The sequence below is a fragment of the Pseudomonas faucium genome (assembly GCF_021602585.1).
In the GTDB taxonomy this organism is placed as follows: Bacteria; Pseudomonadota; Gammaproteobacteria; order Pseudomonadales; family Pseudomonadaceae; genus Aquipseudomonas; species Aquipseudomonas faucium.
Genome location: NZ_BQIP01000023.1, coordinates 85312 through 98496, shown reverse-complemented (window position 1 = coordinate 98496; position 13185 = coordinate 85312). Strand labels below are relative to the sequence as shown.

15 protein-coding genes are annotated in these 13185 nt (G+C 65.0%); 8 read left to right on the top strand and 7 right to left on the bottom strand.

Going from position 1 to position 13185, the window contains the following annotated elements; all coding sequences use genetic code 11:
- Positions 1–18: 18 nt before the first annotated feature.
- A complete protein-coding gene (locus L6D75_RS22395; protein ID WP_176510952.1) occupies positions 19–1500 on the bottom strand; it encodes a M16 family metallopeptidase in 1482 nt (493 codons plus the stop codon).
- Positions 1493–2848, bottom strand: coding sequence for a M16 family metallopeptidase (locus tag L6D75_RS22390; protein ID WP_176510951.1), 1356 nt, complete (start codon positions 2846–2848; stop codon positions 1493–1495). Before L6D75_RS22390 ends, L6D75_RS22395 begins: the two co-directional genes overlap by 8 nt.
- A gap of 230 nt (positions 2849–3078) precedes the next feature.
- Between L6D75_RS22390 and ftsY the strand changes: the two genes are divergently transcribed.
- From ftsY to rpoH, 4 genes are all read left to right on the top strand, one after another.
- Positions 3079–4611: a signal recognition particle-docking protein FtsY gene (gene ftsY / locus L6D75_RS22385; protein WP_176510950.1), complete on the top strand. Its 1533-nt coding sequence runs from the start codon at positions 3079–3081 to the stop codon at positions 4609–4611.
- Positions 4608–5279: a cell division ATP-binding protein FtsE gene (gene ftsE, locus L6D75_RS22380; RefSeq protein ID WP_011531723.1), complete on the top strand. Its 672-nt coding sequence runs from the start codon at positions 4608–4610 to the stop codon at positions 5277–5279. Before ftsY ends, ftsE begins: the two co-directional genes overlap by 4 nt.
- The gene (ftsX, locus tag L6D75_RS22375; RefSeq protein WP_176510949.1) at positions 5276–6304 is read left to right on the top strand and encodes a permease-like cell division protein FtsX; all 1029 of its coding nucleotides are present in this window, start codon (positions 5276–5278) and stop codon (positions 6302–6304) included. The genes ftsE and ftsX overlap by 4 nt, the downstream gene beginning before the upstream one ends.
- 111 nt (positions 6305–6415) lie before the next feature.
- Positions 6416–7270: an RNA polymerase sigma factor RpoH gene (gene rpoH / locus L6D75_RS22370; protein ID WP_176510948.1), complete on the top strand. Its 855-nt coding sequence runs from the start codon at positions 6416–6418 to the stop codon at positions 7268–7270.
- Positions 7271–7347: 77 nt separating this feature from the next.
- Here rpoH and mtgA read toward each other — a convergent pair whose 3' ends face one another.
- Positions 7348–8058: a monofunctional biosynthetic peptidoglycan transglycosylase gene (mtgA, locus tag L6D75_RS22365; protein ID WP_176510947.1), complete on the bottom strand. Its 711-nt coding sequence runs from the start codon at positions 8056–8058 to the stop codon at positions 7348–7350.
- A 64-nt stretch (positions 8059–8122) separates the two neighbouring features.
- On the opposite strand from mtgA, the gene L6D75_RS22360 reads away from it, so the two are divergent.
- The 4 genes from L6D75_RS22360 to trmB all read left to right on the top strand — a co-directional run bounded on the left by L6D75_RS22360 (position 8123) and on the right by trmB (position 10378).
- Positions 8123–8494, top strand: a complete 372-nt coding sequence (locus L6D75_RS22360) for a DUF423 domain-containing protein (protein ID WP_176510946.1) — start codon at positions 8123–8125, stop codon at positions 8492–8494.
- 102 nt (positions 8495–8596) lie between these two features.
- Positions 8597–8797, top strand: coding sequence for a sulfur carrier protein ThiS (gene thiS / locus L6D75_RS22355; RefSeq protein WP_008092964.1), 201 nt, complete (start codon positions 8597–8599; stop codon positions 8795–8797).
- A gap of 54 nt (positions 8798–8851) precedes the next feature.
- Positions 8852–9646 carry a thiazole synthase gene (locus L6D75_RS22350; RefSeq protein WP_008092966.1) on the top strand — a complete coding sequence of 265 codons (795 nt, stop codon included), beginning with the start codon at positions 8852–8854 and terminating at the stop codon, positions 9644–9646.
- A 9-nt stretch (positions 9647–9655) separates the two neighbouring features.
- Positions 9656–10378, top strand: a complete 723-nt coding sequence (gene trmB, locus L6D75_RS22345) for a tRNA (guanosine(46)-N7)-methyltransferase TrmB (protein WP_176510945.1) — start codon at positions 9656–9658, stop codon at positions 10376–10378.
- 243 nt (positions 10379–10621) lie between these two features.
- Here the strand turns inward: trmB and L6D75_RS22340 are convergent, their stop codons facing one another.
- From L6D75_RS22340 to L6D75_RS22325, 4 genes are read right to left on the bottom strand one after another with little or no spacing between them, the layout of a single operon-like run.
- Positions 10622–10948 carry a DUF3392 family protein gene (locus L6D75_RS22340; RefSeq protein ID WP_176510944.1) on the bottom strand — a complete coding sequence of 109 codons (327 nt, stop codon included), beginning with the start codon at positions 10946–10948 and terminating at the stop codon, positions 10622–10624.
- Positions 10949–10957: 9 nt separating this feature from the next.
- On the bottom strand, positions 10958–12142 hold the full coding sequence (hemW, locus tag L6D75_RS22335; RefSeq protein ID WP_176510943.1) for a radical SAM family heme chaperone HemW: 1185 nt from the start codon (positions 12140–12142) through the stop codon (positions 10958–10960).
- On the bottom strand, positions 12139–12735 hold the full coding sequence (gene rdgB / locus L6D75_RS22330; RefSeq protein ID WP_176510942.1) for an RdgB/HAM1 family non-canonical purine NTP pyrophosphatase: 597 nt from the start codon (positions 12733–12735) through the stop codon (positions 12139–12141). The genes hemW and rdgB overlap by 4 nt, the downstream gene beginning before the upstream one ends.
- Positions 12732–13166 carry a DUF4426 domain-containing protein gene (locus L6D75_RS22325; RefSeq protein ID WP_176510941.1) on the bottom strand — a complete coding sequence of 145 codons (435 nt, stop codon included), beginning with the start codon at positions 13164–13166 and terminating at the stop codon, positions 12732–12734. The genes rdgB and L6D75_RS22325 overlap by 4 nt, the downstream gene beginning before the upstream one ends.
- Positions 13167–13185: the final 19 nt, after the last annotated feature.

Here is a 13185-nt window from a genome sequence, read left to right as displayed (position 1 = left end):
GAGGGGTGGATCTAGGCATTAGTGCTCCGGTACGCCGAGCGGTTGCTCGGCGGGTTTGTCTGTGGGGGCTGGCAGCGGCTTCTGCGGCACATCAGGGCCGACGGTGACGATCACCAGCTTGTCGGCTGCCAGGTGCTTGTTCATCGCCGCCTTGACCTGCTCGACGCTCAGCGCCTGGGATTGCTGCATGAAGTCTTCCAGCCAGGTCAGCGGCAGGTTGTAGAAGCCAATGGCGCCCAGCTGGCCGACGATGCTTGCATTGCTGGCGTTGGACAGTGGGAAGCTGCCGGCCAGTTCACGCTTGGCATCGTCCAGCTCTTGCTGGGTCGGGCCGCTTTTCAGGTAGTCGGCCAGGATATCCTGAACCAGCTTGAGCGTGCCCTGGCTGAGTTCGGCGCGGGTCTGCAGGTTGATCATGAACGGGCCGCGCACCTGCATCGGGCTGAAGACCGAGTATACGCCGTAGGTCAGGCCGCGCTTTTCCCGCACTTCGCTCATCAGCCGGGTGCCGAAGGCGCCGCCGCCAAGAATCTGGTTACCCAGCGACAGGGCCGGCCAGTCCGGGTCCTGGCGGTCGATGCCAAGCTCGGCGAGCATCAGGTGGGTCTGCTTGCTGGGGAAGTCGATGTGGGTGATGCCGGCCTTGGGCTCGACCGGCTGGGCCGGTTTGGGCAAGGCCGGGCCTTTGGGCAGGGCGGCCGAAACCTGGGCGGCAACCGCTTCGGCTTCTTCGCGGCTGAGGTCGCCGACCAGGGCGATCACCGCGTTGCCGGCGGCATAGGCCTTGGCGTGGAAGGCGCGCAGCTGCTCCAGGGTAATGCCTGGGATGCTTTCGGCGGTGCCATCGCTGGGCTGGCCGTAAGGGTGGTCGCCATAGAGCTTGGCGAACAGCGCCTTGCCGCCGATCTTGCCGGGGTTCTGCTTTTCGTATTCGAAGCCGGCCAGCAGCTGGTTCTTGATGCGCTTGAGCGCGTCTTCCGGGAACGTCGGCTTGCCGGCCACTTCAGCGAACAGCTTGAGCGCCGGGTCGCGCTTGTCCTTGACGCTCAGGCTGCGCAGCGAGGCCACGGCCATGTCGCGGTAGGCACCATTGCCAAAGTCCGCACCGAGGCCTTCGAAGCCTTCGGCGATAGCGGTCACGTCCTTGCCGGCCACGCCCTCGTTGAGCATGGCGTTGGTCAGGGTGGCCAGGCCTGGCGTGCCGCCGTCCTGGCTGCTGCCGGCGGCGAAGGTCACGCGCAGGTCGAACATCGGCAGCTCGCGGGCCTCGACGAACAGCACCCGGGCACCTTCGGCGGTGGTCCAGTTCTGGATGTTCAGCTGGCGCCGGCTTGGCGCCTTGCCGTCCAGCTCGGCCAGCGACTGCAAGGTATTGGCTGGGCGCGCTGCCGTTTGCGCCTCGGAGTGGGCCGGGCGGGCGAGGACGGCGGCCACGGCCACCACCAGTGCGATGATGCCCGCGCCGATCAGGGTGTAGCGTGGTGCGCTGCGATCACTCATGAGCGGACTCCTCGGGCAGTACGTGGGCAACGCTCAGGCGTTCGCGGGTGAAGTAGGTGCGGGCGGCGTTCTGGATGTCTTGCGGGGTGACCTGCTTGAGCTCGTCCAGCTCGCTGTCGATCAGCTTCCACGACAGGCCGACGGTCTCCAGTTGGCCGATGGTGGTCGCCTGGCTGTTGATCGAGTCGCGGTCATAGACCAGCCCTGCGATCACCTGGGCGCGCACGCGCTCCAGTTCTTCGGCGCTGGGCGGGGTGGTCTTGAGTTCGTCGAGCAGCTGCCAGATGCCTTTTTCGACGTCGGCCAGGGTTTTGTGCTTCTGCACGTTGGGCGTGGCCGAGATCAGGAACAGGCTGTCGCCGCGGGTAAAGGCGTTGTAGCTGGACGAGGCGCCGGCCACCAGCTCCTGGCCACGTTCCAGGCGCGCCGGCAGGCGGGCGCTGTAGCCGCCGTCGAGCAGCGCCGAGATCAGGCGCAGGGCGTGCACGGTGCGTGGGTCCTTGGCCGTGGCCAGGCCCGGGGCGTTGAAGCCGTAGATCAGGCTCGGCAGTTGGGTGCGCACATGCAGGGTCAGCTGGCGCTCGCCGGGCTCGGCCAGCTCCAGCGGCAGCTTGGCCGGGGGCACGCTGCGCTTGGGGATGGCGCCGAAGTACTTCTGCGCCAGGCCCTTGACCTCATCGGCGGTGACATCGCCCACCACCACCAGGGTGGCGTTGTTCGGTGCGTACCAGGATTGGTACCAGTGGCGCAGTTCCTCGACCTTCATGCGTTCCAGGTCGGCCATCCAGCCGATGGTCGGGGTGTGATAGCCGCTGGCCGGGAAGGCCATGGCGCGGAACAGTTCGAAGGCCTTGGAACTGGGCTGGTCATCGGTGCGTAGGCGGCGCTCTTCCTTGATGACCTCGATTTCCCGGGCGAACTCGTCGGCGGGCAGGCGCAGGCTGGCCAGGCGGTCGGCTTCGAGCTCGAAGGCCACCGGCAGGCGGTCGCGCGCCAGCACCTGGTAGTAGGCGGTGTAGTCGTCGCTGGTGAAGGCATTCTCTTCCGCGCCCAGGTCACGCAGGATGCGCGAGGCCTCGCCGGGGCCGATCTTGTCGCTGCCCTTGAACATCATGTGCTCGAGCGCGTGGGACAGGCCGGTCTGGCCCGGGGTTTCGTAGCTGGAGCCAACCTTGTACCAGATCTGCGAAACCACCACCGGGGCGCGATGGTCTTCGCGCACGACCACTTTCAGGCCGTTGTCGAGGATGAATTCGTGGGTGGGTTGCACATCGGCGGCGAAGGCCGCCAGTGGCAGGCAGAGCGTGCTGAGCAACAGGCCAGCGGCGCGGCGGGCTAGAGCATTCATAAGGTGTTTGACCTGTTCGGCGGCCCGCTGGTTTAGCGTCGGCGGGCCAGGAGGTGCTAGGATACTGATCCGGTTGCCTGGCGACCATGCCTGTCGCCGTTCTGGCCCCCAGGCCCACAAGACAAAACATTGCGCATGAACCAGCCGGATTCAAAATAGTCTGTTCTGCGTTTAGAGAATTCCCGATGCGCCACTGCTGGCCCATCGCTACCCTGAGATAGCCGTCTTCCATGTTTGGTTCCAACGACGACAAAAAAGCGCCGGCCGAGGCTGGCGAGAAAAAAGGCCTGTTCAGCTGGTTTCGCAAGAAGCCGCAGCAACCTGTCGCCGAACAGCCACAGACACCCGATGCCCAAGCTGCCGAGCCGGTAGCCGCACAGCCCGCCGTCGAGCCGCCTGAAGCGGCTCCGGCAGCGCCGGAGGTTGCCCAGGCGCCTGCTGTCGCCGAGACACCGCGCCCGGCCGAGCCTGAGCCAGCCCCAGCCGTGATCCTCGAGCCTGTGCAGCAGGCCCCCGCGGCAGCAGGCTTGCCGGCGGATGTGGAGCCAGCCCCGGCACAAGCCGAGCGCCCGGCAGTGGTGGTTGCGGCCCCCGAGATTCCGGTTGCCCAGCCCGTCGAGCCGCCCGTCAGCAACCTGGTCCTGCCCGTCGCCGAAGAGCCCGTCGCCCTGGTCCCGGACCTCGAGCCCAAGGCCCCGCCAGCGATTCCCGAGCGCCCGGCGCCCGAGCCCGCCGCTGCGCCTGCGGTGGTCGAGCCGGTAATCGCAGCGCCTGCCCCGGTCGAGCCCGAGCCGGCCCCAGTGGTCGCCGCCCCAGCCGGCGAACAGTCCAAGCCCGGCTTCTTCGCCCGCCTCAAACAAGGCCTGTCGAAGACCAGCGCCAGCATTGGCGAGGGCATGGCCAGCCTGTTCCTGGGCAAGAAGGTCATCGATGACGACCTGCTCGACGAAATCGAGACGCGCCTGCTGACCGCCGACGTGGGTGTGGAAGCCACCTCGGCGATCGTCCAGAACCTGACCCAGAAGGTCGCCCGCAAGCAGCTGGCCGATGCCGACGCGCTGTACAAGTCGCTGCAGGATGAACTGGCCGCGCTGCTGCGCCCGGTCGAGCAGCCGCTGAAGGTCGAGGCGCAGAACAAGCCTTACGTGATCCTCGTGGTCGGCGTGAACGGCGCCGGCAAGACCACCACCATCGGCAAGCTGGCCAAGAAGCTGCAGCTCGAAGGCAAGAAGGTCATGCTGGCCGCCGGCGACACCTTCCGCGCCGCTGCGGTCGAGCAATTGCAGGTGTGGGGCGAGCGCAACCAGATCCCGGTGATCGCCCAGCACACCGGCGCCGACTCCGCCTCGGTGATCTTCGACGCCGTGCAGGCCGCCAAGGCCCGCGGTGTCGATGTGCTGATCGCCGACACCGCCGGCCGCCTGCACACCAAGGACAACCTGATGGAAGAGCTGAAGAAGGTCCGTCGGGTGATCGGCAAGCTCGATGCCGAGGCGCCGCACGAGGTGTTGCTGGTGCTCGATGCCGGCACCGGGCAGAACGCCATCAGCCAGGCCAAGTACTTCAACCAGAGCGTGGAGCTTACCGGCCTGGCCCTGACCAAGCTGGACGGCACCGCCAAGGGTGGGGTGATCTTCGCCCTGGCCAAGCAGTTCAATATCCCGATTCGCTTCATTGGCGTGGGTGAAGGCATCGACGACCTGCGCACCTTCGAAGCCGAGCCGTTCGTCAAGGCACTGTTCGCCGAGCGAGAGCACCCATGATCCGATTCGAACAGGTTGCCAAGCGCTATCCCAATGGCCATGTCGGCTTGCATGAGCTGAGTTTCCGGGCGCGCCGGGGCGAATTCCTGTTCGTCACCGGCCACTCGGGCGCTGGCAAGAGCACCTTGCTGCGCCTGCTGCTGGCCATGGAACGCCCGACCAGCGGCAAGTTGCTGCTGGCAGGCCAGGACCTGGGGCAGATCAGCAATGCGCAGATCCCGTTCCTGCGCCGGCAGATCGGCGTGGTGTTCCAGAATCACCAACTGCTGTTCGACCGCACCGTGTTCAACAACATCGCCTTGCCGCTGCAGATTCTCGGCCTGTCCAAGGCCGAGATCGCCAAGCGCGTGGATTCGGCCCTGGAGCGCGTGTCGCTGAGCGACAAGGGCGAGCTGTTCCCGGCTGACCTGTCCACCGGCCAGCAGCAGCGGGTCGGCATCGCCCGCGCCATCGTGCACCAGCCAGCCTTGCTGCTGGCCGACGAACCCACCGGTAACCTCGACCCGCGCCTGGCCGCGGAGATCATGGGCGTGTTCGAGGACATCAACCGCCTGGGCACCACGGTACTGATTGCCAGCCACGACCTGGCACTGATCGCGCGCATGCGCCACCGCATGCTGACCTTGCAGCGCGGCCGTCTGATCGGCGATGGGGAGGCCGGGCAATGAGCACTACACGTACACCCAAGGTTTCCGAGCGCGTTGCGCCGAAACCCGCCGACCCGCAGCCGGCGAAGAAAAAGCGCGGCGAGCACGACGACGACGGCCCGGACTTCCGCACCCTGCTGCACGCCTGGCTGGAAAGCCACCGCGCCAGCCTGGCCGACAGCCTGCGCCGCCTGGGCAAGCAGCCGATCGGGAGCTTCTTCACCTGCCTGGTGATGGCCGTGGCCTTGAGCATGCCCATGGGCCTGTCGTTGTTGTTGAAGAACGTCGAGAAACTCGGCGGCTCCTGGCAGCGTGCGGCGCAGATCTCGCTGTACCTGAAGCTCGATGCGGGCAGCCGGGAAGGCGAAGCCCTGCGCGACGAGATCAAGGGCATGCCGGGCGTGGCAGACGCCCTGTACGTCAGCCGCGAGCAGGCGCTCGAAGAGTTTCAGCAGCAGTCCGGGCTTGGCGAGGCCTTGCGCGAGCTTCCCGACAACCCGCTGCCGGGCGTGGTGGTGGTGACGCCGACCGAAGTCGACAAGCCGGCGCTGGAGGCCTTGCGCCAACGCCTGGCCGAGCTGCCACGGGTGGAGAACGCCCAGCTCGACCTGGTGTGGGTCGAGCGCCTGGCGGCGATCCTCAAGCTGGGTGACCGCTTCGTGTTCGGCCTGGCAGTGATGCTGATTTCGGCCTTGCTGTTAGTAATTGGTAACACAATTCGTCTACATATCGAGAACCGGCGCATCGAGATCGAAGTGATCAAGCTGGTTGGCGGCACCGACAGCTATGTACGCCGGCCTTTCCTGTACATGGGCGCGTTGTATGGCCTGGGTGCGGGTGTGCTGGCCTGGGGCATCCTGGCGTTTGGCCTGAACTGGCTGAACGAGGCCGTGGTAGGGCTGTCCGGGCTGTACGACAGCGACTTCGCCCTGGGCGGCGTGCCGGCTGCCGACGGTCTGTCGCTCTTGATCGGTGCGGTGCTGTTGGGGTATATCGGTGCATGGATCGCGGTGGCTCGTCACTTGAACGAGTTGGCACCTCGATAGTTTTTCTGTGCCAGCATTGACATTTTTTTCATTTTGGAACTTGTACCGTCGTTCCGGGTCAATGTTGGCAGCGCCCACAAGGCGCGAGTTTTGTAAGTCGGAGGTTCTTGAATGACCACATCGTTGCAACCTGCGTATGCCCTGGTGCCTGGTGCGAACCTGGAAGCCTATGTGCACACGGTCAACAGCATCCCGCTGCTGACGGTCGAGCAGGAGCGTGATCTGGCCGAGCGTCTCTACTACGAGCAGGATCTCGAAGCCGCTCGGCAAATGGTGATGGCTCACCTGCGTTTCGTCGTACATATCGCCCGTAGCTATGCCGGCTACGGCCTGGCCCAGGCTGACCTGATCCAGGAAGGCAACGTTGGCCTGATGAAAGCGGTCAAGCGCTTCAACCCGGAAATGGGCGTGCGCCTGGTGTCCTTCGCGGTGCACTGGATCAAGGCCGAGATTCATGAGTTCATCTTGCGCAACTGGCGCATCGTCAAGGTGGCTACCACCAAGGCCCAGCGCAAGCTGTTCTTCAACCTGCGCAGCCAGAAGAAGCGCCTGGCCTGGTTGAACAATGACGAAGTGCATCGCGTGGCGGAAAGCCTCGGCGTCGAGCCGCGTGAAGTGCGTGAGATGGAAAGCCGCTTGAGTGGCCAGGACATGGCCTTCGACCCGGCCGCCGAAGCCGATGACGACAGTGCCTTCCAGTCGCCTGCGCATTACCTGGAAGACCATCGCTACGACCCTGCCGTGCAGTTGGAAGACGCCGACTGGAGCGACAACTCCAGCAGCAACCTGCACGAAGCACTGCAGGGCCTGGACGAGCGTAGCCGCGACATCCTCTACCAGCGCTGGCTGGCCGAGGAAAAGGCGACATTGCATGAGCTGGCAGACAAGTACAGCGTTTCGGCTGAGCGTATTCGTCAGCTGGAGAAGAATGCGATGAACAAGGTCAAGGCGCTGATCGCAGTCTGATCACGTTCTGGTAGTACAAAAAAGCCGCCGGCCCTCTCGGGTCGGCGGCTTTTTTATTGGAGCTGGCTTTGTGGCGCTCAGGGCCTGCGCGAGGCATCCAGCTGCATCAGGTAGCTCGGCCCGCCCAGCTGGCTCATCTGCCGCCGAATCCAGCCCGCCCGGCTGGCCACATAGGCGCTGGGCCTGCTGGCACTCCACTTGATCGGGCTGGGCAGCACCGCCGCCAGTTGCGCCGCCTGCTGCCGATTGAGCCTGCTGGCATCGATACCGAAGTGATAACGCGCCGCAGCCTGGGCACCAAACACCCCTTTGCCCCACTCGGCGCTGTTCAGGTAGACCTCGAGGATGCGTTCCTTGGGCCAGAACAGCTCGATCAGTGCCGTGAACCAGGCCTCCAGGCCCTTGCGCACCCAGCTTCTACCGGACCACAGGAACAGGTTCTTGGCCACCTGCTGGGTCAGCGTGCTGGCACCGCGGATGCTGCCACCCCGTTCGTTGTAGGCCAGTGCCGCCTGGATGGCCGGGATGTCGAAGCCCCAGTGCGTGGCAAACTTCTGGTCTTCGCCGGCAATCACGGCAACCTTGAGCTCGTCGGAGATGTTCTCCCAAGGCTCCCAGTCGCGCTGCAGGTCGATCGGCTCGCCGCTGAACCACGATTGCACCTTGCGCTCGACCATCAATGCCGAGCCCGGCGGCGGCACCCAGCGAAACACCAGCACCAGCACGATGCTGCCGGCGGCGAACCAGAGCAGGGCACGGGCAAAGCGGCGGAGGAGGGATGAAAGCATGGCGATGGCTTGGCCGGACCGGTGGAACGGGCCATTATACAGACCCGATACGAGGAGTCGTCCCATGCTTCGCAGCTTCCTGATGCTCGCTGCCTTTTTCGGTTTCACCGGTGTAGCCCTGGGCGCGTTCGCCGCGCACGGCCTGAAAAACCGCCTGTCGGCCGACTACCTGGCGATCTTTCATACCGGCGTGACCTACCAGTTGGTGCATACCTTGGCGATCTTCGGCGTGGCGCTGCTGGCGGCGCATCTGCCGGGGCGGCTGGTGGGCTGGGCCGGCGGCCTGTTTGCCGTGGGCATCGTGCTGTTCTCCGGCAGCCTCTACCTGCTGACCCTCAGCGGCCTGGGCAAACTGGGCATCATCACCCCCATCGGCGGCTTGTGCTTCCTGGCCGGCTGGCTGTGCCTGGGGCTGGCAGCCTGGCGCCTGGGCTGACCAAGCGGTCCACAATCGCGACTAATGGCGCCTGCCACCCTTGGGTAAACGCGTGGATCGGCGCTAGAATGCGGGCCCCAAAGAACAATGGTGGCCGTGCGCATGCGCATTCAACTGAACGGTGAACCTTACGAAGTGCCCGCTGGCGAAAGCGTAGCGGCCCTGCTGACACGCCTGGAGCTGACCGGGCGCCGGGTCGCGGTGGAACTCAACCTGGATATCGTGCCGCGTAGCCAGCACGACAGCACGCAGCTGAACGAAGGCGACCAGGTCGAAGTGGTCCACGCCATCGGTGGCGGTTGATCCGCCCCCGGCGATGCACCTGCAAGCCCAGCAACCTTTTCCCGAGGAACAACGATGAGCAACGTTCGTAGCGACAAGCCTTTCACCCTGGCCGGGCGTACTTTCCAGTCGCGCCTGCTGGTCGGCACCGGCAAGTACCGTGACATGGAAGAAACCCGCCTGGCCATCGAGGCCTCGGGTGCCGAAATCGTCACCGTCGCCGTGCGCCGCACCAACCTTGGCCAGAACCCAGGCGAGCCGAACCTGCTCGACGTGTTGCCGCCGGACCGCTACACCATCCTGCCGAACACCGCCGGCTGCTATGACGCGGTCGAGGCCGTGCGCACCTGCCGCCTGGCCCGTGAGCTGCTCGATGGCCACAACCTGGTCAAGCTGGAAGTGCTGGCCGACCAGAAAACCCTGTTCCCCAACGTGATCGAAACCCTCAAGGCCGCCGAAGTGCTGGTCAAGGACGGTTTCGACGTGATGGTCTACACCAGCGATGACCCGATCATTGCCCGCCAGCTGGCTGAAGCCGGCTGCATCGCGGTGATGCCGCTGGCCGGCCTGATCGGCACCGGCCTGGGGATCTGCAACCCGTACAACCTGCAGATCATCCTGGAAGAATCCAAGGTGCCGGTGCTGGTCGACGCAGGTGTGGGCACCGCTTCCGACGCCACCATCGCCATGGAAATGGGCTGCGAAGCGGTGCTGATGAACTCGGCCATCGCCCACGCCCAGCAGCCGGTGCTGATGGCCGAAGCCATGAAGCACGCCATCGTTGCCGGCCGCATGGCCTACCTGGCCGGGCGCATGCCGAAGAAACTCTATGCCAGCGCCTCTTCGCCGCTGGATGGTCTGATCAAGTAAGAGCCCCCGATGACTGAACCGCAAGATACGCCGACCACCCCTGACGGCGAAGCGCGCCCCCACCGCCGCATCAAGAGCTTCGTGATGCGCGCCGGGCGCATGACCGAAGGCCAGCAACGCGGCCTCGACCAGGGCGGCCCGCTGTACATCCTGCCGCTGGCCGACAGCCCGGTGGACTACGACCAGGTGTTTGGCCGTTCGGCGCCGCGCACCCTGGAAATCGGTTTCGGTATGGGCCACTCCCTGCTGGAGATGGCCGCTGCCGCGCCGGAGCTGGACTTCATCGGTGTTGAAGTGCACCGGCCGGGTGTCGGCGCGCTGCTCAACGGTGTGCTGACCCAGGGCCTGAAGAACCTGCGGGTGTACGACTGCGACGCCATCGAAGTGCTCAACCGTTGCGTGGCCGACAACAGCCTCGACCGTTTGATGCTGTTCTTCCCCGACCCATGGCACAAGGCGCGCCATCACAAGCGCCGTATCGTGCAACTGGAGTTCGCCGAACTGGTGCGCCGCAAGCTCAAGCCGGGCGGCGTGTTCCACATGGCGACCGACTGGGAGCCGTATGCCGAGTACATGCTGGAAGTGATGAGCGCTGCGCCGGGTTACCGCAACCAGGCAGCGGACGGGGCTTATGTGCCGCGCCCGCAAGAGCGTCCGATCACCAAGTTCGAGCGCCGTGGTGAGCGCCTGGGGCATGGGGTTTGGGATTTGAAGTTTGAGAAGGTGGATTGAACGGCTGATTCAGCGTTTCAATGTGCTGATGCCTGCAGAACCGCATGCGAAAAAAAACCGCCTTGAGAAGGGCGGTTTTTTTGTTTGAGCGAGAGGGCTGAGTATCCATCGCTCGGGGTTTCACCGAAACACCCACACAGTTAGTGGACCATAGGGAGGCAGGCAGGGTGCGTCAATGATCAGAAAAATTCTGCATCACGTGTGTCTGAGCAGTTAACAGCATTGACCGTGCTTTTAGCAACCTCACCCCCGCCGATCAGCCACCACCCCAATCAACACCAGCACCACCAGCAGCACCGGTGCCAACGCATAGTTGTTGAACTGGCCCAGCCCCTTCACCACCCAGGGCGTGGCGTAGATCAGCGCCGCACCACTGCCGATCATCACCAGCAGCGCCATGAACGGTATGCGCAGGGCGCCTGCCAGGCCGCCCAGGCGCTGTTCCACCCAGGCCTTGAGGTCGGTGCCGAACAGCACCAGCAAGCAGCCTACCAAGGCCAGGGAAATCTCCGACAGGTTGCTTCGGCTCCAGCGAGAAACCGTCGCCAGCAGATCGAGTACCAGATCCATGGGTCGTCCTTAGGTCAAGAAATACTGCAGCAGGTCATTGAGGAACAGCTGGCCGCGTGGCGTGGCCACCAACCGATCCGGTTCGACCTGCAAAAGGCCCTTTTGTTCGGCCGCGCGGCGTGCCTCGGCCAGTTGCGCCAGGGGCAGGCCGGTGCGCTGGGTGAACAGCTCGGCTTCCACGCCATCGGTGAGGCGCAGGGCGTTCATCAGGAACTCGAACGGCAGTTCATCCACCGGCAGCAGCTTTTCGCCGGCCTTGAAGGGCTTGGCGAGGTTCAGGTAGTCCTTTGGCAGGCGGGTTTTCCAGGTGCGCAGGATGCGGCCGTCGGCGAAGGTCAGCTTGCCATGGGCGCCGGCGCCGATGCCGATGAAGTCGCCGAAGCGCCAGTAGTTGAGGTTGTGCCTGGCTGGGCGATCGGGCTGGGCGTAGGCCGACACTTCGTACTGCCTGAAGCCGTGCTCGGCCATCAGCGCCTGGCCGGCTTCCTGGATGTCCCAGAGGATATCGTCTTCCGGCAGCTCCGGTGGCTGGTTCCAGAACACCGTGTTCGGTTCCACGGTCAGCTGGTACCACGACAGGTGCGTCGGCCCCAGGTCGATGGCCTGGCGCAGGTCGCCGAGGGCGTCGTCCAGCGACTGGTCGGGCAGGCCGTGCATCAGGTCCATGTTGAAGTTGTCGAAGCCCGCCGCGCGGGCCATTGCCGCGGCACGAATCGCCTCGTCGCCATTGTGGATGCGGCCCAGCGCCTGCAACTTGGCCGGCTGGAAGCTCTGCACGCCGATGGACAGGCGATTGATGCCCGTCTGCCGGTAGGCCTTGAACTTCTCCTGCTCGAACGTGCCGGGGTTGGCTTCCAGCGTGATCTCGATGTCCGGGGCAAACGGGATACGTTGCTCCACGCCACGCAGCAAGCGCCCGAGGGCGTTGGCGCTGAACAGGCTGGGGGTGCCGCCACCGAAGAAGATCGACGAAATCGGCCGGCCTTGCACGGCGGCCAGTTCCTGGTCGAGGTCGGTCAGCAAGGCATCGACATAGGCCTCTTCCGGCAGCTCAGGGCCGGCGGCATGGGAGTTGAAGTCGCAATAAGGGCATTTGCGCACGCACCACGGGATGTGGATGTACAGCGCCAAAGGCGGCAGCGTGGCGAGACCCGCCGCGCCATGGCGCGGCTGGGTGGACAGCGTTGTGATCATGCCAGGCCCAGGCGTTGACGCAGCAGGGCCATGGCGCGGGCGCGGTGGCTGAGCTGGTTCTTGTCGGCAGGGCTGAGGTCGGCGCTCGAGCAGTTGCGCTCTGGCACCCAGAACAGCGGGTCGTAGCCAAAGCCATGCTCGCCACTGGCTTCGAACAGGATGCGCCCCTGCCACAGGCCTTCGCAGAGGATCGGCAGCGGGTCATCGGCATGCCGCACCAGGGCCAGCACGCAGACGAACTGGGCGCCGCGCTGCTCTTGCGGTACATCTTTCAGTGCTTCGAGCAGCTTGGCGTTGTTGGCGGCATCGCCTTTGCCCTCGGCGTAGCGCGCCGAATAGATGCCGGGTGCGCCGCCCAGGAAGTCCACCGCCAGGCCCGAGTCGTCGGCCAGCGCCGGCAGGCCGGAGATGCGCGCGGCATTGCGCGCCTTGAGGATGGCGTTCTCGACGAACGACAAGCCGGTTTCTTCAGGCTCCACCTGGCTGAACTCGCCGATCGAGCGCAGCTGCACCGACTGCCCGAGCATGGCCTGGAGTTCCTTGAGTTTGCCGGCGTTGTGGCTGGCCAATACGAGTTGCTGGAAATTCATCATTCGCCTGGGAACACTTCCTGGTTGAAGCTGAGTTGATGGCTGACCCCGCCGGTTTCGACATTCAGGTCGAAGGTCAGGGTCTCGGCCTGTTCGATCTTGAACTGGGCAATGTAATAAACGGCGCCCTGGTCGGTGATCTGCTTGAACGACAGCGGGTTGCTGCGCCCGGTCAGGTCTTTCACCGTGCCGCTGACCACCCCCATGCTCGGCTTGCCCGCCTTGATCAGGGCAATGTTGAGCACGCCCTGGTTCTTGCTGCGGGTAAGCCCGGTGGCGGCGGCAATGTCCGGTTGCAGCATGCTCGAGGTAAAGGCGCTGTAGTGCACCGTCACGTCGCCGAAATCTTCCTTGCGATCGGGCCTGGCGGCATCGGCAGCCAGTGCCGGCAAGGCCAGGCACAGGCTGATCAGGAACAGGGCTAGACGACGCATGGTGCGATTCCTCCGGTGA

Coding starts and splice junctions, on each gene's coding strand:
- ftsE (WP_011531723.1), top strand. CDS start 4,608: ATGATCCGATTCGAACAGGTTGCCAAGCGCTATCCCAATGGCCATGTC.
- L6D75_RS22340 (WP_176510944.1), bottom strand. CDS start 10,948: ATGGATCTGGTACTCGATCTGCTGGCGACGGTTTCTCGCTGGAGCCGA.
- L6D75_RS22390 (WP_176510951.1), bottom strand. CDS start 2,848: ATGAATGCTCTAGCCCGCCGCGCCGCTGGCCTGTTGCTCAGCACGCTC.
- ftsY (WP_176510950.1), top strand. CDS start 3,079: ATGTTTGGTTCCAACGACGACAAAAAAGCGCCGGCCGAGGCTGGCGAG.
- trmB (WP_176510945.1), top strand. CDS start 9,656: ATGACTGAACCGCAAGATACGCCGACCACCCCTGACGGCGAAGCGCGC.
- L6D75_RS22395 (WP_176510952.1), bottom strand. CDS start 1,500: ATGAGTGATCGCAGCGCACCACGCTACACCCTGATCGGCGCGGGCATC.
- ftsX (WP_176510949.1), top strand. CDS start 5,276: ATGAGCACTACACGTACACCCAAGGTTTCCGAGCGCGTTGCGCCGAAA.
- thiS (WP_008092964.1), top strand. CDS start 8,597: ATGCGCATTCAACTGAACGGTGAACCTTACGAAGTGCCCGCTGGCGAA.
- rdgB (WP_176510942.1), bottom strand. CDS start 12,735: ATGATGAATTTCCAGCAACTCGTATTGGCCAGCCACAACGCCGGCAAA.
- hemW (WP_176510943.1), bottom strand. CDS start 12,142: ATGATCACAACGCTGTCCACCCAGCCGCGCCATGGCGCGGCGGGTCTC.
- mtgA (WP_176510947.1), bottom strand. CDS start 8,058: ATGCTTTCATCCCTCCTCCGCCGCTTTGCCCGTGCCCTGCTCTGGTTC.
- L6D75_RS22350 (WP_008092966.1), top strand. CDS start 8,852: ATGAGCAACGTTCGTAGCGACAAGCCTTTCACCCTGGCCGGGCGTACT.
- L6D75_RS22360 (WP_176510946.1), top strand. CDS start 8,123: ATGCTTCGCAGCTTCCTGATGCTCGCTGCCTTTTTCGGTTTCACCGGT.
- L6D75_RS22325 (WP_176510941.1), bottom strand. CDS start 13,166: ATGCGTCGTCTAGCCCTGTTCCTGATCAGCCTGTGCCTGGCCTTGCCG.
- rpoH (WP_176510948.1), top strand. CDS start 6,416: ATGACCACATCGTTGCAACCTGCGTATGCCCTGGTGCCTGGTGCGAAC.